This window comes from Mesorhizobium sp. M1066 (assembly GCF_040318635.1).
GTDB lineage: Bacteria > Pseudomonadota > Alphaproteobacteria > Rhizobiales > Rhizobiaceae > Mesorhizobium.
In genome coordinates, this window is record NZ_JAMYMR010000007.1 from 225,450 (window position 1) to 245,580 (window position 20,131).

Sequence of the window (20,131 nt, forward strand, 5' to 3'; positions counted from 1 at the left end):
CTCATGCCCGCAAGGATTCTCTATGTGGATGACGAGGACGATATCCGCGAAATCGCCCAGATGTCGCTGGAGCTTGAGCCGGAATTCGAGGTGCGGTCCTGCCCGTCCGGCATGCAGGCGCTGGTCGATGCCGCCGAATGGCGGCCCGACCTCATTCTGCTCGACGTAATGATGCCGGACATGGATGGGCCGGAGACGCTGAGACGCCTGGCCGAGTCCGGGCCGACGGCTTCGATACCTGTGGTGTTCATCACCGCGCGCACCCAGACGCATGAAGTCGAACGCTATCTGGCGATGGGGGCGGTAGGGGTGATCGCCAAGCCGTTCGACCCGCTTGCGCTTGCCGGTGAAGTCAAAAGATTGCTTCTATCGCGCGCCTGAGCCGACGTTTGGCGTGGGCACCGAGCGCAGTCTGGCTGCAGACTGTGCGACGCCGTTCACGGCTCCTATACCATGTCGCCTTATTCATCTACTGATTGTGCCGAGGTGCAGGCGTAGCGAATCAGGTTGTCTATAATCGGGCGGCATTGGCGGAGCTAGGCGAGAGATTGAGAAGAATGTGTCTGTCTGCATGAACCGCGTTGGCGGACGTCGGTTCATGGATCAATCACTCCGGGGGGCAAGCGGCAAAACGAGGCGCGAACCGGAGCAAGGCTGGTGAACGGAGCGAAGGCAAGAGTTCTGATTTGCGATGACGATCCCCTCTTGCTCGAACTGATGGAATTCAGGCTCAGGGCAAAGGGATACGAGGTCATCAAGGCCATAGACGGGGCGGAAGCGCTGTTGAAGGCGGAGCATGAGGCGCCGGACATCATCGTGCTCGATGCGATGATGCCCAAGGCCGACGGCCTGGAGGTTCTTGCCCGCATCAAGAGCGACCCGGCTTTGTCGGAAATCCCGGTTGTCATGCTGACCGCCCGCAAGGGCGAAAGGGACATCGTCTCGGCCCTTGAGAAGGGAGCCGACGACTACCTTGTGAAACCCTTCATTCCCGAGGAGCTCCTGGCCCGGCTTGCGCGCCTGCTGGCGCGCAAGAGCGGCAAACGCTGATGTGGCGTGGCCGTCGCGCTGTCCTTGCGGCATGCGTTTTCCTGGCGGTTGAATCGGCGCCTGCCGCCGCGCTGGCCCAGGCGGTCGATGAACTGTACGCTTCCGGCGTCAAGGCCAGGCAAGCCCAGCATTTCGACGAGGCGGCGGAGCTGTTGCGGCGTGCGCTGGCGCTCAAGCCCGACAATGCCGACGCCCTGGTGCAACTTGGCTTCGCCGAGCTTGGCCGCAACAATCTGCCGGCGGCGCGTGAAGCCTTTTCCAGGGCGCTTGCGCTTGCGCCGACCTATCTGGATGCCAGCTTCGGCATCGCTCAGGTCGAGTTCCGCTCAGGCAATCTGGACGCCGCGCTGCAACTGGCAGAAGAGGTGTCGCGTGCCGAGCGGGGCAATGCCGACGCGGCGACGCTTGTCGCCAACATCCGCAAGGCCCAGCAGGCCGACAGCAGCAAGCAGAAGCCTGCGACCGCGAGGAAGAAGCTGCGCCCGCCGCGGCCGGATCCTGTCGCCGGCCTGATGGAGAAGGGCCAGAGATTGCGGGCGGCGGGACAATTGCCCGAGGCGGAGAACGCCTATCGCCGCGCGCTGCGGCTGGCGCCTAAAAACACCGACATCCTGGTCGCCATGGGTCTCGTGGCAGGCTCCCAACAGAAATTCGACGAGGCCGGGCATTTCTTCGACCAGGCGCTGGCAATCAGGCCCGGCCTTCTCGACGCCCGCCTCGGCAAGGTCCGCCTGGCGATCTGGCAGGGCAACGTGCCGCGCGCCCGCGCAACGGTTGATGACGTGCTTGGCACTGTGCCTGACAATGCCGAGGCGCTCGGCCTCGACGCGCGGATTTCCCTGATCGAGCAGGATTACACGCGGGCCGAGCAGTCGTTTCAGCGGGTTCTGGCGATCGATCCTCGCAATGCCGAAGCGCTGGTGGGAATCGGCGATGTGCGCCGCGCCCGTGGCGACGACGACGCCGCGCGCGATGCCTACCGGCAGGCGCTTGCCCTCGAACCCGGCTCGCGCGACATCGAGCAGAGACTAGCTGCGTCACCGCCGCGCAAATGGCGGCTCGATATCGGTAGTGAAGTGAGCGACCTCACCGATGGACTTGGTGATTGGACAGACAGTTCGACCGGCCTTGCCTATCGGCTCACCCCGCAGACGACCATTTCGGGCCGCACCCGGATGGCGACTCGCTACGGTCGCACCGATGTTCAGATTGATGGCCGCATCGACCAGGCCTTTTCGCCCACGGTTTCGGCCTATGTGCTGGCAGCGGCGACGCCGGATGCCGACTTCCTGGCACGATATTCGGTCGGGGCCGGCGCTTCGTGGCGGATCATGGCGCCCGCGAAAGCGCTCGGCCCGTTCTCGCTCAACATCGATGCTCGCTATGACAATTTCGCCACCGCCGAGGTCTCCACAATCTCGCCCTGGGTGCAAGTCTATGTCCTGGACGGCCGGCTGGGGCTTTCGGCACGTTGGGTCCACGCAGCCGACGATATCGGCACGCGCGCCGATGGTTATGTGCTGCGGGCCGATCTTGCAGTTACCCCGAGAGTCAATGCGTTCGGTGGCTATGCGGATGCCCCCGAGATCTCCGACGGCACGCTGGTGCCGACGCGTACCGTCTTTACCGGAATCTCCTGGGACGTCACGGATCCGCTGACGCTGCGCGGCAGCCTCGCCCATGAGCAGCGCCCGACATTCGACCGAACCATATTCGGACTCGGCCTAACCACGCGGTTCTGATCATGTTGTACATCTGGCACCTATCCGTCCTGCTCAGTGCCCTTTCCCTGGCGATCATGCTTCTGCTGATCGCGCGCCGAGTGCTGCACGAGCGCCGGGGGACGGCGAGCGCCGATCAGCGGCGCCTTCTTCTGACGGCGCTGATCGCCTTCACCGAAAATCGGGATCGCGAGGCATTGAAGACGGCGCTGCTCGCGGTGCCGGCGAGGGTGGCGGTCGATGCCGGCTTCGAGTTTATTTCGCTGTTGCGCGGCGAGGAGCACGACGAGCTCCTCTCAGCCTTCAACGAATGTGGCCTGCCGGCGCTTGTCGGCACCCAACTGGAAAAAGGCAACGGCGCCGAACGCATCCACGCGGCCGAGATGCTGGCGGCCCTGCGTTCGGAAAACGCGGAGGCAAGCCTGCTTTCGGCACTCGACCGCGACGGATCACGTGAGGTCAGGATCGCCGTCGCGATCGCGCTCTGCGATCTCGGCGCTTTGCCGCCGCTCGTCATAACGCTGCGCAAGATCGGCGTGGCGGGACAGCGCTCGCGACGCCTGATCGAACTTTTCAGGCGCTTTCCGCCAAAGCGGTTCGACGAACTCAGGGATTACGCCGGACGTCAGGACGCGGTGCCTTTCATCAGGGCGGCCGCAATCGATGCGCTTGCCCGCAACGGCGGGTTCCGGTTTGGTGAGTTCTTTGCTCGCGCGGCCGGCGATCCGTCATCGGAGGTTGCCGCAGCCGCATTGCGGGCACTCGGCCTGACCGGACATGCCAATGCGCCGGCCATCCTGATCAAGGCGATGGAAAATGGCGGCTGGGATGTACGCGCCGACGCTGCCGATGCGGCGGGCCGCCTCGGCCTGTCTGAACTCGCCCCGCCCCTCGCGCAGCTTATGGACGACGAGGCATGGACTGTGCGCTATGCCGCTGCCAGCGCGCTCCGCTCGTTTGGCCAGAAGGGAGAGCAGGTGCTGCGCGAGATCGCCGCCAGCGACGTCTCGCGCAGGCAGCGCACGGCCTCGCTGATCCTTGCCGAGGGGCCAGCCACCTGATGTTCGACTGGAGCCAAGAGATCGTTCTGGGGGCCTCCATCCTGTCCTGGTTCATCATCGGGGCGGGGCTGGCGCAGACGGCGATCTACCTGCTGCAGCTCATCATCGCCGCCTACGCCCTGTCCAAGCGCCCGCCGGTCGCGCGTTCGGCTCTGCTGTGGCACCGCTATGGCGACGTAGCGCCGCCGATCGCGCTGCTGGTGCCCGCCTACAATGAGGAAGTGAACGTGGTCGAGAGCGTGCACTCGATGCTGGCGCTCGAATATCCGAATTTCGAGGTCATCGTCATCAACGACGGCTCGAAGGATCAGACTCTGCAGCGCCTTATCGAAGGCTTCAAGCTGGTGAAATTCCACCGGCCCTATGAGGAGGCCCTGACACACAAGCCGATCCGCGGCCTCTATTCCTCGCCGATGACAGAACGGCTGTTTGTGGTCGACAAGGAAAATGGCGGCAAGGCTGATGCCCAGAATGCCGGCGTCAATGTCTGCCGCGCGCCTCTCTTTTGTGTGATCGACGGCGACTCCATCCTCGAGCCCGATGCACTGATGCGCGCGGCCCAGCCCTTCATCGACGATCCCGAGCGCACCATCGCCGTCGGCGGCACGATCCGCATCGCCAACGGATCGAGGATCGAAGCGGGCAGGGTGCGCGAGATCCGCCTGCCCAGCCGGTTGCTGGCACTGTTCCAAGTGGTCGAATATCTGCGGGCCTTCCTTATGGCACGGCTGGCCTGGAGCCGCATCAACACGTTGATGCTGGTGTCCGGCGCCTTCGGCGTGTTCCGCCGCGCCGAAGTGGTGGCGGTTGGCGGCTTCACCAAGGGGTCGATGGGCGAGGACATGGACCTTGTGATCAAGCTGCATCGCCACATGATGGACACCAAACGCAAATACCGCATCCAGTTCATTCCGGAGCCGGTGTGCTGGACAGAAGCGCCAGAGTCACTGCGCGTTCTGGCCAGGCAACGCACGCGCTGGCAGCGCGGTGCGCTTGAGTGCTTCTTCCGCTACCGCTCCATGCTCTTCAACCCCCGCTATGGGCGGGTCGGCTTCCTCGGCTTTGGCCACATACTGATTGTCGATGTGCTTGGGCCGATATCGGAGGTGCTGGGCTATGTGCTGATCCCAGCCTTTTGGCTACTCGGCATCCTCTCGACCGAATATCTCTTGGCATTCACGTCGCTGGTTTTCACCTACGGCGTTTGCGTGAGCGTGTGTTCGCTGGTTCTCGAAGAAGCCGAGCTTCAGCGTTTTCCGCGCGCCCGGGACCTTGCCGTGCTCACGGCCGTGGCGGTGATCGAGAATTTCGGCTACCGCCAGCTCAACAATTTCTGGCGCGTGAAGGGCTGGTGGCAATATCTGCGCGCCGACCAGAGCTGGGGCGAGATGACCAGGACCGGCCTGACTGGACCGAAGAAGTGAGCCTCTTCGGTTGAGTCACTTCAGCGTCCGCTCGATCTCCGCAATAAGCGCATCGAGCGCAGTATGTGCGACATCCGATCGCTCGATCAGCAGCGTCTCAAGCTCGGACGCTCGCACGCTGATACCCGGAAAGCCGAACGTTCCGGCCCCACCCGCCAGCGAGTGGGCGATCCCGATCAGCGTATCGTCGGAACTGCTGCCGGGCACAGCCCTCCTCTCAAGGGCGGCCTTCAACTCCACGAGCCGATCCGCACACCGGGCAAGGAAACGTTGCTGCAAGGAAGCGAAGGGATCGTTTGAGATAGGGCGATGCTCCATTGCGGGACGTCGAGGGTATTCAAGCAGAAAGCGGCGCGGGTTGGAACGGACTGTTTGTCGAGCACGATCTCCTGTCAGAGGAGAACGGCGCCAGGCTGTCTGCAACGACACCGGCATGCCTGTGCTGTGGGCGGCCGCTCCGCCATCACTAGAAAGGTGTTTGGCTGGGGCGCCAGGATTCGAACCTGGGAATGTCGGTACCAAAAACCGATGCCTTACCACTTGGCGACGCCCCAATTGCCGTCAGAGTCGCTTGTGCGGCGCGTTATTAGCAGAGCAGCCAAAAAGCACAATCCTTATGAGTGACGGTTGGAACGCTCGAATTGGGCAGGCAACGCAGCACTGCCAAATGATATGCAGCGGGCTATTCGGACCACACCGCCATCTCGTTTCCGGCTGGATCGACGAAGTGGAAGCGCCGGCCGCCGGGGAACGGGAAGATCGGTTTGACGATCGTGCCGCCGGCGCTTTCGACAGCGTCGAGGGTTTGCTCCAGATCCCTGCTGTAGAGCACGGGCAGCGGCTTTGATGGCGCTTCCGCGGCATCTGCCTGGAAGCCTCCGTCCAGGCCTTCGGCAAAGGCCGAATAGGTCGGCCCATAATCGGTGAACGACCAGGCAAAGGCAGTACTGTAGAAAGCCTTCAGCCGGTCCAGCGTTCCACCGGTCGCGGGCATTTCCAGATAGTCGAGTTTTCCGGGCAGTTTCATGGCGCACCTGTTTGTTCCCTTTATGTTCTACATCAAAAATCTCGGAATGGCAAGTCATTTTGCCGCATCTTCGGACGCGGCTTTTGCTTAATCGATTGTAGAAGGCCGACCGCTTTGCCGGCGCTTGCCTTTCGCACTGCAGCATCATATCGCTCCAAGGACGGACCGGCGGAACTTTCCGTTTCGCCAATCTTTCCAATCTCCTGCAACCGGAGAGCGATGCATGACCAAATGGGTTTTCACCTTTGGCGATGGTGCGGCGGAAGGCCGTGCCAGCGACAAGAATCTCTTGGGCGGCAAGGGCGCCAACCTGGCCGAGATGTGCAGCCTGGGGCTGCCGGTGCCGCCGGGCTTCACCATCACCACGGAGGTCTGCAACGCCTACTACGCCAACGGCCGTATTTATCCGGCCGGGTTGGAAGCCGATGTCGCGGTCGCGCTCGATCACATCGGCCGGCTGACCGGCCGCCGGTTCGGCGACCCGTCGAAACTGCTGCTGGTGTCGGTGCGTTCGGGCGCTCGCGCCTCGATGCCCGGCATGATGGACACCGTGCTCAATCTCGGCCTGAACGACGAGACGGTCGAGGCGCTGGCCGCCGATTCCGGCGATGCGCGCTTTGCCTATGACAGCTACCGCCGCTTCATCCAGATGTATTCCGATGTCGTCATGGGCCTCGATCATGAGGTGTTCGAAGAAATCTTGGAAGATCAGAAAGGCGGGCTCGGGCACGAGCTCGACACCGAACTGACGGCGCTCGAATGGCAGGGCGTCATCGCGCTCTACAAGGCCAAGGTCGAGGAAGAACTCGGCAGGCCGTTTCCGCAGGATCCGCACGAGCAGCTCTGGGGCGCGATATCAGCCGTGTTCTCGAGCTGGATGAACAACCGCGCCATCACCTATCGCCGTCTGCACGACATTCCCGAAAGCTGGGGCACGGCGGTCAACGTCCAGGCCATGGTGTTCGGCAATATGGGCGAAACCTCGGCCACCGGCGTTGCCTTCACGCGCAACCCTTCGACCGGCGAAAAGATGCTCTATGGCGAGTTCCTGGTGAACGCGCAGGGCGAGGACGTCGTCGCCGGCATCCGCACGCCGCAGAACATCACCGAAGCGGCGCGTATCGCAGCCGGCTCGGACAAGCCGTCGCTGCAGAAGCTGATGCCTGACGCGTTCCAGTCCTTTGTCACCATCTCCGACAATCTGGAGAAGCACTACCGCGACATGCAGGATCTCGAATTCACCATCGAGCGCGGCAAATTGTGGATGCTGCAGACCCGCTCCGGCAAGCGCACCGCCAAGGCGGCGCTGAAAATTGCCGTCGAGATGGCGCGGGACAGGCTGATCACGAAGGAGGAAGCCGTCGCCCGTATCGACCCGGCCTCGCTCGACCAGCTTCTGCATCCGACCATCGATCCCAAAGCCGCGCGCGATGTCATTGGCATTGGCCTGCCGGCGTCGCCCGGTGCCGCCACCGGCGAGATCGTCTTTTCCTCCGGCGACGCCGAGGAATTGAAGACGCAGGGCCGCAAGGCGATCCTGGTGCGCATCGAAACCAGTCCTGAAGACATCCACGGCATGCATGCGGCGGAAGGCATCCTGACCACGCGCGGCGGCATGACCAGCCACGCCGCGGTGGTGGCGCGCGGCATGGGCAAGCCTTGCGTCTCAGGGGCCGGCTCGCTGCGTGTCGACTACAAGGCCGGCACGCTGATGGCGATGGGCTCGACCTTCCGCAAGGGTGATATCATCACCATCGATGGCAGCAACGGCCAGGTGCTGAAGGGCGCCGTGTCGATGTTGCAGCCGGAACTTTCCGGCGATTTCGCCGCCATCATGGAATGGGCCGACGCCGTGCGTCGCATGAAGGTGCGCACCAATGCCGAAACGCCGCTCGATGCGCGCATGGCGCGCTCTTTTGGCGCCGAAGGCATCGGGCTTTGCCGTACCGAGCACATGTTTTTCGATGGCGAGCGCATCGTCGCCATGCGCGAGATGATCCTGGCAGACACCGAAAAGGACCGGCGCGCCGCACTTGCCAAGCTTCTGCCCATGCAGCGCTCGGACTTCCTCGAACTGTTCGAGATCATGGCCGGCCTGCCGGTGACGATCCGCCTGCTCGATCCGCCGCTGCACGAATTCCTGCCCAAGACCGAGGAGGAAGTGGCCGAGGTCGCCGCCGCCATGAATGTGTCGCCGGACAAACTCAGGCAGCGCACCGAGGCGCTGCACGAGTTCAACCCCATGCTCGGCCATCGCGGCTGCCGCCTGGCCGTCTCCTATCCCGAGATCGCCGAGATGCAGGCACGGGCCATTTTCGAGGCGGCCGTGGAGGCCGGCAGGAAGGCCGGCGCCTTGGTGGTCCCCGAGATCATGGTGCCGCTCGTCGGCCTGGTGAAGGAGCTCGACTACGTCAAGGCGCGCATCGATGCGGTTGCCAAGAGCGTCATGGAGGAAACCGGCGTCAAGATCGATTACCTCACTGGAACCATGATTGAGCTCCCCCGCGCCGCGATCCGTGCCCATGTCATTGCAGAGTCGGCCGAATTCTTCTCCTTCGGCACCAATGACCTGACCCAGACGACCTTCGGCATCTCGCGCGACGATGCGGCCTCGTTCCTGGAAACCTACCGCCAGAAAGGCATTATCGATCAGGACCCGTTCGTCTCGCTCGACATCGACGGCGTCGGCGAACTGGTGCGCATGGCCGCGCAAAAGGGCAAGGCGACGCGGCCCGACATCAAGCTCGGCATCTGCGGCGAACATGGCGGCGATCCGGCCTCGATCCGCTTTTGCGAAGAGGTCGGCCTCGACTACGTGTCCTGTTCGCCTTATCGCGTGCCGATCGCCAGGCTGGCGGCCGCGCAGGCAGCGGTGCTGGTTGCGAAGGCAGGCCGCCGATAGGATCCATCCAGCTTACCGTTTTGTAAGGCAATTCACGCGAACGTGCTGGCGGCGTCGCGTAATCTCGACATTGTTCCTGCCCAATTTGCGGCCATCCGCAAATTGCTCCCGGAAACACATGCTGCAGATTTCTCCCGCGCGGTTCCACTCGATCCTGGTCATCCAAACCAAGTTTATAGGCGATCTCGTCCTCGCTTCGGCGCTCGCCAAAAACCTGCGGCTCGAATTCCCCGGCGCCAGCATCGTCTTTCTGTGCGAGGCCCGCTTTGAGAGCTTCGTCATGGCCCATGGTATCGCTTCCGAGGTGGTCGCATTCAGGCGCGACCGCATGCGCGGAACGCCCTTGGAGCGCGGGAAGGAGCTCTACGCCATGGTGCGGGCGTTGCGCCGCTTCCACTTCGACCTGACCATCGACCTGACCGATTCGAAGACGTCGCGCATCGTCACCGGGCTCGTCAAGGCAAAGAACCGTGTCGGTTACAATCCTCCCGAAAGACCCTTGCGTATGCTGGAGCGGCAGCCCGCTAACGTCTTTGCCAAGCCTTATGGCTTTGATGGCGAGCATTTCCTGTACCGCTACCTCTCGCCGCTCGAAGCGCTCGGCATCGAACTTCGCACGGTGATTCCGAACCTTCAGCCGCTGCCAACGGAGACGGCGAAAGCATTGGCGCTGCTGGGTAAGCACCAACTGCGGCCAAATGCCTTCATCGCCGTGCATGCGGGTGCAAGCTTCGAGGGGCGACGTTGGCAGCCGGAGCGGTTTGCAGCAGTGATCGTCGAGATTGCCGGCGAGACCGGTCTGGATGTCGTCCTGGTGGGCGGCCCGGATGAGCGCGAGATCGCCGAACGTATCGTCGCCAGAACCGCGCCCTCGGTCGTCAATCTCGTCGGTGACCTGTCGCTTGAAAGCCTGCTGGCGTTGCTGAAACAGGCTCGGCTGTTTCTCGGCAATGAGAGCGGCCCGATGCACATGGCCGCAGCCACCGGAACCCCGGTTGTCGGATTGTTCGGTCTGACGGAGCCGTCGCGCTGGGGTCCCGTCGGCGTGCCCAGCATCTCGCTCCAGCCGCCGATGCCTTGCGCCTGCATGGCCGAAAACCTCTGCCGCGCGCCGGATCCGAGCAAAGCATGCTGCGTCTGGGGCCTGGGGGTCAAGCCTGTGGTCGATGCGGTGCGCGAGGTTCTTTCGCGCACCGAAATGAAACTGGAACACGCCATCTGAGATCATGCGCCGCATGCACGACCGCTCTCGACGCGGTGGAATGACCTGTCGCCCACAGGAACGGTCACATTGTCGCGGAGCGCTTTTCAGCTATGCATCATCCCGATTTCCGCCTTCATGCGGGTCGTTGGGATGCCTGCTTGAAATGACGGGTCCGGGAATCGGTTTGATGCGCCTGCTGCAAAAAAATCTCTGTATGATCGCCATGTTGTGGGCGATGGCATCCGCCAGCCATGCCGCGCCGCTCGTCGAGCCGACGCTGCACATCAAGTCGCAGGCGAGCGGAGCCGGCCGTGTGGCGCTTACGCTCGACGCGTGCGGTGGACAGACCGACAACCGGATCCTTTCGGCGCTGGTGGACAACAAGATTCCCGCCACCATTTTCGTCACCGGCATCTGGCTGAAGCGAAATGCCGCCGCTGTCGAGATCATGCGGGCGCATCCCGATCTGTTCGAACTGGAAAATCACGGTGGCCACCACATTCCGGCGGTCGACACGCCGCGGAAAATCTATGGCATCCGCAGTGCCGGCAGCCCGGACGCGGTGCTGGCCGAGGTCGAATCGGGAGCCGCCGCTCTTGCCGGGACCGGCGAGCCGGCGCCGAAATGGTTTCGTGGCGCAACCGCCGAATACAGCCCGTCGGCAATCGCCATGATCCGCAAGCTTGGCTTCAAGGTCGCGGGTTTCTCGATAAACGGCGACGGTGGCTCTTTGCTTGGCGCCAAGGAGACCGCCCGGCGCATCGCGGCGGCCAAGGATGGCGACGTCATCATCTCGCACATCAACCAGCCGACCCATGCGGCCGGCGAAGGCGTGGTGCAGGGGCTGCTGGCGCTCAAGGCCAAGGGCTTGACCTTTGTGCGGCTCGACGATGCCGAAGGCATCGGCAACAACGGCACGACGGAGTGACTGGCCAGCCGAGCGGAGCTCGATGCCTTCGGCGTCGGCTCAGTCCGGTTTGGCTTCGATCGTGACCTTGCTGGCATAGAATGCGCCGTGGTTGCGGATCTCAGCCATCTCGTCGAAAGGCCGCTCATAGGCCCACATGGCGTTCTGGCCGGTCTCGCCGGCAGGCAGCACGCTCCAATAGCATGCATCGCCCTTGTAGGGGCAATGGGTCGAGTGGTCGGTGCGGCCGAGCTTGCCGAAATCGATGTCGGCGAACGGAATGTAGAAGGCCGCCGGATAGGGGGCCTCGGTCAGCACCTTGGCCTCCGCTGTTGAAGCGATGACCACGTCTCCGGCACGCACGGTAACGGTGCCGGCATAGGGCTCGATGGTGATGATTTTGTCCGGGTTGCGTTGGAAACCGGGTGCGGGGTTGGCGATCTGATCCATGCAGGGGCTCTCCTTGCGTCGACTTTAAAGTGTGTCGCGCAAGCGCATTGTGCAAGCCGCTATCGCCATCCAGCACGCAAAACTTGCCGGGCCGACGCCGATGGATCGCGCCTTGGAACCCTCGAGATACTTGTCGTCAGCTGTCAGGCAGCGGCCTTGAACACGTCCATGAGACCGGCATAGGCGGCAGCGATCCCGGCGACCGGGTTGCTGCTTCTCGATACGGTCTCGACCTTCAAGGAACCGCCGCCGGTAGGCAAGGTGAGCAGCAGGAACTGGCGGTTTCCGCCATCGCCGACTGACGCGGCCGCGACGTGCTGGTCCTCGCCCTGGTTCTGGACGCACATCTTGAACAGCAGCGTGCCGCCGACCGCTTCCAGCGCGCCGCCGACAACTTCAACAAATTCATCTTCGGAAACAGTCTTTGTGTCCGGCACCAGATCGGCCAGACTTTCGGCAAGCGTACTCTCGAGAGCCTTGTCGTCGAGCTGCGCGTCCATGCGAACCTCTTTCAGTCGCCAATCGCACCCCTTTGCCCGTTAACGAAACTTAACGCCGACGATGGCCGGATTGTGGCGGTTTTCCACCAATGCAGCGCTCGGCCGTATTGGCGGCTGGACAATCCGCCGGTTCGCTCCACAATAGCCCGAAAAGCGCAACGCAAAAGCGTGAGGGAGGACCGAATGCTGGGACTGATGCAGGAATGGCCGCTGCTTTGCCATAAGCTCATCGACAATGCCGAGCGGCAGCATGGCGTGCGCGAAATCGTGACGCGCTCGATCGAGGGGCCGATCGTGCGTACCACTTACGCCGACATCCATCGTCGTGCCCTGAAGGTCGCCCAGCGGCTGGAGCGCGACGGCTATGGGCTGGGCGACCGCATCGCGACGCTGGCCTGGAACACCGCACGCCATATCGAGGCCTGGTACGGCATCATGGGCATCGGCGCCATCTACCACACGCTCAATCCGCGGCTGTTTCCCGAGCAGATCGTGTGGATCATGAACCATGCCGAGGACAAGGCAGTCTTCGTCGACCTGACCTTCGTGCCACTGCTCGAGAAAATCGCCGGCGCCGTAAAATCGCTGAAACAGGTGATCGTGCTGACCGACAGGGCGCATATGCCGCCGACGACATTGCCCAACGCGGTCGCCTATGAAGATTGGCTTGACGAAGCGGATGGCGACTTCGCCTGGAAGACCTTCGACGAAAGCACCGCCGCCGGCATGTGTTACACGTCCGGGACCACGGGCGATCCCAAGGGCGTCGTCTACAGCCATCGTTCGAACGTGCTGCACGCCATGATCGCTGCCATGCCCGACGCCATGGGACTGTCGTCGCGCGATACGATCCTGCCTGTCGTGCCGATGTTTCACGCCAATGCCTGGGGCCTTGGCCAGAGCGGGCCGATGATCGGCGCCAAGCTGGTCATGCCGGGCTGCAAGATGGACGGCGCCTCGATCTATGAACTGCTCGACACCGAGAAGGTGACCTTCAGCGCCGCCGTGCCGACCGTCTGGATGATGCTGCTGCAGCATCTGGAGGAGACCGGCAAGAAGCTTCCCTATCTCAACAAGGTTGTCATCGGCGGCTCGTCCTGCCCGCGCGCGATCATGACCAAGTTCCAGCAGAACTACGATGTCCAGGTCATCCATGCCTGGGGCATGACCGAAATGTCGCCGCTCGGCACGCTGTGTACCCTGAAGCCGGACTATGCCGGTCTTGAGGGCGAGGCCCGGCTCGATGTCCAGCAGAAACAGGGCTATCCGCCGTTCGGCGTCGAAATGAAGGTGACCGACGACGACAACAATGCGCAACCCTGGGACGGCAAGACATTTGGCCGCCTGAAAGTGCGTGGGCCGGCCGTTGCCCGTGCCTATTATGGCGGCGCCGGCGTGGAGCAGTTCGATGAGGATGGCTGGTTCGACACTGGCGACGTCGCCCACATCGACGCCGGCGGCTATATGCAGATCACCGATCGCGCCAAGGACGTCATCAAGTCCGGCGGCGAATGGATTTCGACCATCGACCTCGAGAATCTGGCTGTTGGCCATCCCGATGTCGCCGAGGCGGCAGCCATCGGCGTTCAGCATTCGAAATGGGGCGAACGGCCGCTGCTGGTCGTCGTCCGCAAACCGGGCAAGGAACCGACCAAGACTGACATTCTCGACTTCATGGACGGCAAGGTGGCCAAATGGTGGATGCCGGACGATGTCGCTTTCGTCGGTGAAATTCCGCACACCGCCACCGGCAAGATCCAGAAGATCACCTTGCGCCAGCAATTCAAGGACTATCGCTTGCCGACGGATTGACGCGATGGTGCATGTTTCGGCTTCATGCCATCGCAAAAAGGCACTAAATCTCCGTTCGGGTTGGGGCAGCACGGAAAACGATGGTTAGCATTCCTGAACGGCAAACGTCGAAGGCGGCCGGCTGGTCGCGGCGCACGGCCGCTTTTTCGTTGGTGCTGCTGCTGACGGTCTTCGTCGGCCATCGCTTCGATCTCGTCGAAACACCTGTCTTTCTGTGGGTGCTGGGCATTGTCGCGCTGCTGGCGGCGATAGCGCTGTTGTTTGCCGGGTTTGCCTTTTCGCGGCTCTGGAATTTCGGCGACCGCGGCGGCCGCGACCTGACGGTCGGCGCGCTGCTGGCGCTGCTGGTGCTCGCACCCTATGGCGTCGCCGCCTACTGGGCGACGATCTATCCGCCGCTCAGAGATATCTCGACGGATTTCGACGAACCGCCGGCGCTCGACGTGAGCGACCGCACGAAGGATATGAACGTGCTTGCACCGTCGACGCCTGGTGAACAGCGGCTGCAGACCGATAGCTATCCGCTGGTCAGCGCACGCAGCTACGACCTGCCGTTCGAGACTGTCGTCAATGCCGTCGAAACCGTACTCGACCGGCGCGACTGGGATCTATCGGAGCCCTATCCCGATCTCGCCGGGCAAAGCGAGGTGACCATCACCGCCGTCGCCAAGGGCTTCGTGATCGGCCTTCCCGCCGATGTGGCGATCCGCGTGACGGACGATGGCGACACGGTCATCGTCGACATGCGGTCGGCGTCCCGCTACGGCCGCTACGACCTTGGCGACAATGCCGCGCGCATCACCGAATTCCTGGCGGAACTCGACCAGGAAGTCGCCGGTCAGGTTGGCGCCGCGCCGGCCGAATAAGGCGTTGGCACCTGGCAGCGGTCCAGGTTGGCCTATCCGGCCGGCGTGAAAATGCCGTCGATGGCCGGTGCGGCATCGGTCACAACCAGGCCGCGCGCCGTCAGGTCCTCGAGATGGGCAAGCACCGACAATCCGGCGGCGCCATGCAGCCGCGGGTCGGTGTCCCTGTAGATCGCCTTGACCATGTCGGGAATCGTCCGATCGCCTTCTCTGACCCGCTCCAGTATGGCGCGCTCGCGCATCTTGCGGTGCGTCTTCAGCCCGCGCATGAAAGCACGCGGTGCCGTCACCGGCCCGCCATGTCCGGGCAACAGCAAGCGGTCCCCGCGTTCGATCAAGCGATCCAGCGAGGCCATGTAGTCGGCCATCGCTCCATCCGGCGGGGCGACGATGGAGGTTGCCCAGGCCATGACATGATCGGCCGAAAACAGGATGCCGGTTCCCTCCAGCGCGCCAATTCTTTCCAGCGCGAATGCCGCATGATTGGCGGTGTGGCCCGGGGTCAGAACCGTCCTGATCGACCAGCCGTCGCCGTCGACCACCTCGCCGTCGGGCAGGGCGACATCAGGGACGAAAGCCGTGTCGGCACTGGCATCGAGCGCATTGGTCTCGCCGATATGCAGGGCTCTTGCCGGCCGGTGCGGCCCCTCTGCCAGCACGAGGGCGCCGGTGCGCTCTTTCAGCCGGGCCGCCAGCGGGGAGTGGTCGCGATGCGTGTGGCTGACGAAGATATGACTGACCGGCCGGTCTGCGATCACGCCGAGCAGGGTCCGCAGATGCGCCTCGTCATCCGGCCCCGGATCGATCACCGCCAGCGTATCGCGGCCAATTATGTAGCTGTTGGTGCCGTGAAAGGTGAAAGGGCTTGGATTGCGGGCCGTGATGCGCTGGACATCGGGCGCGACGTTCACCCCCTGGCCATAGAAGGGGTCGAAGCCGGTATCGAATTTCAGTGCCATGCGTCGGTGCCTTGTTTCGGGAAACGGCAAAACCGATTGCCGCATAACACGCAAGCCAATATAGGAGGATGTGAGGCCGCGAACATCGGTGTGCGGCAATCGGATTGGGGAAATACCATGGCAATTGCAACTACGATGCGTCCGCTTGTTTCTCTGGCTCTGCCGCAAAATGGCGCGGCGCGGCTGGCAACGCAGCTTTTCCTGGCCATCGCCGGAACGCTTGTGCTGACTCTGTCGGCCAAGACCAAGGTTATGCTCGGGCCGGTCGACATTTCGATGCAGACGCTGGCCGTGCTGCTGATCGCCGCCGCCTTCGGCATCCGTCTCGGCGTCGCCACCCTGCTGCTCTACATGGCCGAGGGCGCCATGGGCTTCCCCGTCTTCCAGAGCACGCCTGAAAAGGGTCTCGGCATTGCATACATGCTCGGCTCGACCGGCGGCTATCTCGCCGGCTTTGTGGTCATGGCGGCCATTGTCGGCTGGGCCGCGGATCGCGGCTGGGACCGCCATCCGATCAAGCTTTTCAACGCCATGCTGGTTGGCGAAGTCGTCATGATGGCAATGGGCTTTGCCTGGCTGGCGCTGCTCATCGGTCCGGAGAAGTCGTGGCAGTTCGGCGTCGTGCCGTTCATCATCGGCGACCTGATCAAGGTGGCTCTGGCGGCATGCCTGGTGCCGGCCGTCTGGACGCTGCTCAAGCGCGGCTGAAGCGCGCGATCGAAGAAACGGCCAGGGGCAATCAAGCCACTGGCCGGAGCGACGTGACTGGCCGATTTCCGGTCTGGTGTCCGCCAACCTCGATAGATTGTCGGTTATATCGCCCTAGACGCTGCGACATCTTCAGTAATGATCATCAAGCCGCTTTATTAGCCCAGGCTTTTCAATTCCCCGAACTGTTGACCTAAGAAATAGATGCTTGCTGGTGCCGCCGCACTGTCGTAGCCCTTGGTCTTCGACTGTATCGAATCGCCGGGGGGCGAGACGTCCGATTCGTTGTTGTGAGCGATCAGGTCAGATGCACTATCGCGCTGGTCTGTCGCCGACACGGCAGCTTCGGGGAAGGGGGGAAGACGTTGAATGTCGCAGCGTCGACTATTGTCGGAAGCCGGCACTTCCTGTTCAGGATTCGGTTTCAACTGCTTGGCGGACTGACATTCGCGATTTTTGCGCCGGCGATCATCCGGATTGTCTTCAATCCTGAATTTATCTATTCGGCCAATCTTCAGGTCACGGTGGCCGCTGCGGTCATCGCGCACCTTGTGGGCTTCTTGTCCTATCGCCGCATCGGAAATTTCCCGGGCGTGGCCGCGGCAAGTTACATCTTGCCGACATTTGCCCTGTCCTACGGGGCTGTTTTCCTGACCATCTTCTTTTTTCGGTTCGAGTACAGCCGGTTTCAGGCCGCCGCCAGTTTCACGCAGTCCACGCTCTGGTACTTCGGCCTGAGCCTGTTGACGCGGCGTCTCGATCCGTACCGGCTCGTGGTGATTCCCGGCGGAGATGTCGAGCGCCTCAAGACGTTACCGGGTGTGCATTGGTTTTGGATCAAGTCGACCAGTACGATAATCGAAAGAGCCAGCGGCGTGGTCGTTGATCTGCGTGCCGATCTTGGCGCGGAATGGGAACGATACATCGCGGATCGGGCCCTTTCGGGAACGCCCGTATACCACGTCAAGCAGGTCAGAGAGTCGCTGACCGGTCGGGTCGAGATCGAGCACCTGTCGGAAAACACGCTTGGTTCACTCAATCCGAACCAGGCCTATCTCAAGATCAAGCAGGCGGTCGACTGGGTCTCGGCACTTGTCTTGATTATCGTTCTTTCCCCCGTTCTGGCGTTGATAGCGCTGCTGATCCGGCTGGATTCCGATGGTCCTGCGCTGTTTCGCCAGCAACGCATGGGCTACCGGGGCAAGATCTGCACGGTCTACAAGTTTCGCTCGATGCGCCAGCACTCTGGCGCCGGCAGCGACAAGGAGAGGGCGATCACCAGGCGCGATGATGATCGCATCACCCGAGTCGGGCGTTTCCTGCGAAAATCCAGGATCGACGAACTGCCGCAGGTCATCAACATCCTGCGTGGCGAAATGAGTTGGATCGGACCGCGACCGGAAGCTGTCGTGCTGTCACAGTGGTACGAGGCTGAGCTGCCATTCTATCGCTACAGGCATATCGTCAGGCCAGGCATAAGTGGGTGGGCACAAGTAAATCAGGGGCATGTGGCTGCCGTCGATGACGTTATGGAAAAATTGCACTATGATTTCTATTACATAAAGAACTTTTCGCCTTGGCTGGACGTTTTGATAACCCTCAAGACAATGAAAACGATGCTTACCGGCTTTGGTGCGCGATAACCAATGCGAAGCATGGCTCTGGAATAGCAAGCGCAGGAAGCAGATGGATCTCGCCTCCAGGAAAATAGCGATCATCGGGCTTGGCTATGTCGGCCTGCCGCTGGCGGTCGCTTTTGGCGCCACCAGGGATGTCGTCGGGTTCGACATCGACCAGTCGAGGGTGGACGCGCTGAAGTGTGGCGACGACCATACGCTGGAAGCCAGCAGCGATGAGATCAGTGCTGCGTCGCGGCTGACATTCACCACCGACAAGGCCGATCTGCGCGATTGCGGGATTTTCATCGTCACGGTTCCGACGCCGATCGACAGGGCCAACCGTCCGGATCTGAAACCGCTGATCATGGCATCGACTTTGGTCGGTGAGGTCATCTCGCCAGGCGCGGTGGTGATCTTCGAATCGACGGTCTACCCCGGCTGCACGGAAGAGGTGTGCGCTCCGCTGATCGAGAAACATTCGGGCCTGCGCTACAATGAGGGGTTCTTTCTCGGCTACAGTCCCGAGCGCATCAATCCGGGCGACCACGAGCATCGGTTGCAAACGATCGTCAAGGTCACCAGCGGCTCGACGCCGGAAGCGGCCGAAGGTATCGATGCGCTCTATGCCTCGATCGTGCCGGCAGGCACACACCGTACCTCGAGCATTGCGGTCGCCGAAGCGGCCAAGGTCATCGAGAACACTCAGCGCGACCTCAACATCGCGCTGATGAACGAGCTGTCGCTTATCTTCGGCAAGCTCGGCATCGACACGTCCGAAGTGCTGGAAGCCGCCGGCACCAAATGGAATTTCCTGCGCTTCACGCCTGGTCTCGTCGGCGGCCACTGCATCGGGGTCGATCCCTACTATCTCACCCACAAGGCCCAGGAACTCGGCTATCATCCGGAGGTGATTCTTGCCGGCCGTCGTATCAATGACGGCATGGGTCAGCACGCGGCGGATCAGACGGCCCGCCTGATGATGCGCAAGGGAATACCTGTCGTTGGCAGCCGGATTCTGGTGATGGGCGCGGCCTTCAAGGAAAATTGTCCGGACCTGAGGAATTCCAAGGTCGCCGATATCGTTGCCCAACTGAAGGAATACAATGCCGGCATCGACATATGGGACCCCTGGGTCAACGCGCAGGAATGCGCGCGTGCCTTCGGCATAGCCAGCATGAAGGACATTCCCGATCAGCGCTATGACGGCGTTATCGTGGCCGTCGGCCACAGGCAGTTCCGCGCGCTGGGCGTCGACGGCCTGCAGGCGCTTTGCAAGACCCCGGGCGTCATCTACGACATCAAGGGTCTGTTCCCCAGGCATGTTACGGATGGGCGCTTCTGATGAGGGTTCTGGTCACCGGCGCGGCCGGCTTCATAGGGTATCACGTAGCCAAGCGGCTGCTGGAGCGCGGTGACGAGGTCGTCGGCATCGACAATGTCAACGACTACTACGATCCGCAGATCAAGGAGGCGAGGCTGCGGCTTCTGGACGAGGCGAGCCGCAAGACCAATGCCGGCTATCATTTCATCCGCGGCAATCTCGCCGACAAGAGCGTGGTCGACGCCTGCTTTGCCGACCATGCATTCGACCGGGTGATCCATCTGGCCGCCCAGGCCGGGGTTCGCTACAGCCTGGAAAACCCGCATGCCTATGTCGAAAGCAACATCATCGCCTACACCAACATGCTGGAGGCCTGCCGCAACAGCGCCGTCGCGCACCTGACCTATGCCAGCACGTCGAGTGTCTACGGCGCCAACACCGACATGCCGTTTTCCGAACATCGTCCGGCCGACCATCCGCTGCAGTTCTACGCCGCGACCAAGCGCGCCAACGAACTGATGGCGCACAGCTACAGCCATCTGTTCCGATTGCCGACGACCGGGCTTCGCTTCTTCACCGTCTATGGTCCCTGGGGTCGCC

The 20,131-nt window shown here is 62.5% G+C and carries 19 protein-coding genes and 1 tRNA gene; 14 read left to right on the forward strand and 6 right to left on the reverse strand.

Annotation, left to right across the window (positions count from 1 at the left end; genetic code table 11):
• Positions 1-3: 3 nt before the first annotated feature.
• The 5 genes from NKH52_RS13395 (at position 4) to NKH52_RS13415 (ending at position 5,256) form a co-directional block, all read left to right on the forward strand.
• Positions 4-381, forward strand: a complete 378-nt coding sequence (locus NKH52_RS13395) for a response regulator (RefSeq protein ID WP_292566459.1) — start codon at positions 4-6, stop codon at positions 379-381.
• Positions 382-657: 276 nt separating this feature from the next.
• On the forward strand, positions 658-1,050 hold the full coding sequence (locus NKH52_RS13400; protein WP_127270163.1) for a response regulator transcription factor: 393 nt from the start codon (positions 658-660) through the stop codon (positions 1,048-1,050).
• Positions 1,050-2,792: a YaiO family outer membrane beta-barrel protein gene (locus NKH52_RS13405; RefSeq protein WP_352735941.1), complete on the forward strand. Its 1,743-nt coding sequence runs from the start codon at positions 1,050-1,052 to the stop codon at positions 2,790-2,792. Before NKH52_RS13400 ends, NKH52_RS13405 begins: the two co-directional genes overlap by 1 nt.
• Positions 2,793-2,794: 2 nt before the next feature.
• On the forward strand, positions 2,795-3,832 hold the full coding sequence (locus NKH52_RS13410) for a HEAT repeat domain-containing protein (protein WP_352735939.1): 1,038 nt from the start codon (positions 2,795-2,797) through the stop codon (positions 3,830-3,832).
• Positions 3,832-5,256: a glycosyltransferase family 2 protein gene (locus tag NKH52_RS13415; protein WP_127269369.1), complete on the forward strand. Its 1,425-nt coding sequence runs from the start codon at positions 3,832-3,834 to the stop codon at positions 5,254-5,256. Before NKH52_RS13410 ends, NKH52_RS13415 begins: the two co-directional genes overlap by 1 nt.
• A 15-nt stretch (positions 5,257-5,271) precedes the next feature.
• Here the strand turns inward: NKH52_RS13415 and NKH52_RS13420 are convergent, their stop codons facing one another.
• From NKH52_RS13420 to NKH52_RS13430, 3 genes are all read right to left on the reverse strand, one after another.
• Entirely contained in the window at positions 5,272-5,496 is a 225-nt protein-coding gene (locus NKH52_RS13420; protein ID WP_352735938.1) for an Hpt domain-containing protein, read from the reverse strand.
• A 239-nt stretch (positions 5,497-5,735) separates the two neighbouring features.
• Positions 5,736-5,810, reverse strand: a tRNA-Gln gene (locus NKH52_RS13425).
• Positions 5,811-5,938: 128 nt separating this feature from the next.
• Positions 5,939-6,283, reverse strand: a complete 345-nt coding sequence (locus NKH52_RS13430; RefSeq protein ID WP_127290804.1) for a VOC family protein — start codon at positions 6,281-6,283, stop codon at positions 5,939-5,941.
• A 223-nt stretch (positions 6,284-6,506) separates the two neighbouring features.
• Here NKH52_RS13430 and ppdK point away from each other — a divergent pair, with 223 nt between their 5' ends.
• The 3 genes from ppdK to NKH52_RS13445 all read left to right on the forward strand — a co-directional run bounded on the left by ppdK (position 6,507) and on the right by NKH52_RS13445 (position 11,317).
• Complete coding sequence (ppdK, locus tag NKH52_RS13435) at positions 6,507-9,185, forward strand: pyruvate, phosphate dikinase (protein ID WP_352735937.1); 2,679 nt, start codon at positions 6,507-6,509, stop codon at positions 9,183-9,185.
• A gap of 118 nt (positions 9,186-9,303) precedes the next feature.
• Positions 9,304-10,407: a glycosyltransferase family 9 protein gene (locus NKH52_RS13440; protein WP_352735936.1), complete on the forward strand. Its 1,104-nt coding sequence runs from the start codon at positions 9,304-9,306 to the stop codon at positions 10,405-10,407.
• A 169-nt stretch (positions 10,408-10,576) separates the two neighbouring features.
• Positions 10,577-11,317 carry a polysaccharide deacetylase family protein gene (locus tag NKH52_RS13445; RefSeq protein ID WP_352442764.1) on the forward strand — a complete coding sequence of 247 codons (741 nt, stop codon included), beginning with the start codon at positions 10,577-10,579 and terminating at the stop codon, positions 11,315-11,317.
• A 39-nt stretch (positions 11,318-11,356) separates the two neighbouring features.
• On the opposite strand, the gene NKH52_RS13450 is transcribed toward NKH52_RS13445, so the two are convergent.
• Both NKH52_RS13450 and NKH52_RS13455 read right to left on the reverse strand, forming a co-directional pair.
• A complete protein-coding gene (locus NKH52_RS13450; protein ID WP_352735934.1) occupies positions 11,357-11,746 on the reverse strand; it encodes a DUF427 domain-containing protein in 390 nt (129 codons plus the stop codon).
• Between the two features lie 143 nt (positions 11,747-11,889).
• Positions 11,890-12,246, reverse strand: coding sequence for a hypothetical protein (locus tag NKH52_RS13455; protein WP_013532740.1), 357 nt, complete (start codon positions 12,244-12,246; stop codon positions 11,890-11,892).
• Between the two features lie 183 nt (positions 12,247-12,429).
• Between NKH52_RS13455 and NKH52_RS13460 the strand changes: the two genes are divergently transcribed.
• Together NKH52_RS13460 and NKH52_RS13465 are read left to right on the forward strand one after the other, a co-directional pair.
• Positions 12,430-14,058 carry a fatty-acid--CoA ligase gene (locus NKH52_RS13460; RefSeq protein ID WP_352735933.1) on the forward strand — a complete coding sequence of 543 codons (1,629 nt, stop codon included), beginning with the start codon at positions 12,430-12,432 and terminating at the stop codon, positions 14,056-14,058.
• Between the two features lie 80 nt (positions 14,059-14,138).
• Positions 14,139-14,924, forward strand: coding sequence for a DUF1499 domain-containing protein (locus NKH52_RS13465; protein ID WP_352735932.1), 786 nt, complete (start codon positions 14,139-14,141; stop codon positions 14,922-14,924).
• Positions 14,925-14,956: 32 nt separating this feature from the next.
• Here the strand turns inward: NKH52_RS13465 and NKH52_RS13470 are convergent, their stop codons facing one another.
• Complete coding sequence (locus NKH52_RS13470) at positions 14,957-15,883, reverse strand: MBL fold metallo-hydrolase (RefSeq protein ID WP_352735931.1); 927 nt, start codon at positions 15,881-15,883, stop codon at positions 14,957-14,959.
• A gap of 117 nt (positions 15,884-16,000) precedes the next feature.
• Between NKH52_RS13470 and NKH52_RS13475 the strand changes: the two genes are divergently transcribed.
• The 4 genes from NKH52_RS13475 to NKH52_RS13490 all read left to right on the forward strand — a co-directional run.
• Complete coding sequence (locus NKH52_RS13475) at positions 16,001-16,591, forward strand: biotin transporter BioY (protein WP_352735930.1); 591 nt, start codon at positions 16,001-16,003, stop codon at positions 16,589-16,591.
• Between the two features lie 365 nt (positions 16,592-16,956).
• Positions 16,957-18,234 (forward strand): sugar transferase, encoded by a 1,278-nt coding sequence (locus tag NKH52_RS13480; protein ID WP_352735929.1) that lies wholly within the window; start codon positions 16,957-16,959, stop codon positions 18,232-18,234.
• Between the two features lie 43 nt (positions 18,235-18,277).
• Positions 18,278-19,552 carry a nucleotide sugar dehydrogenase gene (locus tag NKH52_RS13485; RefSeq protein WP_352735927.1) on the forward strand — a complete coding sequence of 425 codons (1,275 nt, stop codon included), beginning with the start codon at positions 18,278-18,280 and terminating at the stop codon, positions 19,550-19,552.
• The coding region (locus tag NKH52_RS13490; RefSeq protein WP_352731611.1) for an NAD-dependent epimerase/dehydratase family protein at positions 19,552-20,131 on the forward strand (580 nt) is incomplete at its 3' end. The genes NKH52_RS13485 and NKH52_RS13490, both read left to right, overlap by 1 nt.

Bases quoted from the DNA above. Each gene is read 5' to 3' on its own strand.
- NKH52_RS13440 (WP_352735936.1), top strand. From the start codon at position 9,304: ATGCTGCAGATTTCTCCCGCGCGGTTCCACTCGATCCTGGTCATCCAA.
- NKH52_RS13430 (WP_127290804.1), bottom strand. From the start codon at position 6,283: ATGAAACTGCCCGGAAAACTCGACTATCTGGAAATGCCCGCGACCGGT.
- NKH52_RS13410 (WP_352735939.1), top strand. From the start codon at position 2,795: ATGTTGTACATCTGGCACCTATCCGTCCTGCTCAGTGCCCTTTCCCTG.
- NKH52_RS13485 (WP_352735927.1), top strand. From the start codon at position 18,278: ATGGATCTCGCCTCCAGGAAAATAGCGATCATCGGGCTTGGCTATGTC.
- NKH52_RS13460 (WP_352735933.1), top strand. From the start codon at position 12,430: ATGCTGGGACTGATGCAGGAATGGCCGCTGCTTTGCCATAAGCTCATC.
- NKH52_RS13415 (WP_127269369.1), top strand. From the start codon at position 3,832: ATGTTCGACTGGAGCCAAGAGATCGTTCTGGGGGCCTCCATCCTGTCC.
- NKH52_RS13475 (WP_352735930.1), top strand. From the start codon at position 16,001: ATGGCAATTGCAACTACGATGCGTCCGCTTGTTTCTCTGGCTCTGCCG.
- NKH52_RS13465 (WP_352735932.1), top strand. From the start codon at position 14,139: ATGGTTAGCATTCCTGAACGGCAAACGTCGAAGGCGGCCGGCTGGTCG.
- NKH52_RS13405 (WP_352735941.1), top strand. From the start codon at position 1,050: ATGTGGCGTGGCCGTCGCGCTGTCCTTGCGGCATGCGTTTTCCTGGCG.
- NKH52_RS13450 (WP_352735934.1), bottom strand. From the start codon at position 11,746: ATGGATCAGATCGCCAACCCCGCACCCGGTTTCCAACGCAACCCGGAC.
- NKH52_RS13395 (WP_292566459.1), top strand. From the start codon at position 4: ATGCCCGCAAGGATTCTCTATGTGGATGACGAGGACGATATCCGCGAA.
- NKH52_RS13470 (WP_352735931.1), bottom strand. From the start codon at position 15,883: ATGGCACTGAAATTCGATACCGGCTTCGACCCCTTCTATGGCCAGGGG.
- NKH52_RS13455 (WP_013532740.1), bottom strand. From the start codon at position 12,246: ATGGACGCGCAGCTCGACGACAAGGCTCTCGAGAGTACGCTTGCCGAA.
- ppdK (WP_352735937.1), top strand. From the start codon at position 6,507: ATGACCAAATGGGTTTTCACCTTTGGCGATGGTGCGGCGGAAGGCCGT.
- NKH52_RS13445 (WP_352442764.1), top strand. From the start codon at position 10,577: ATGCGCCTGCTGCAAAAAAATCTCTGTATGATCGCCATGTTGTGGGCG.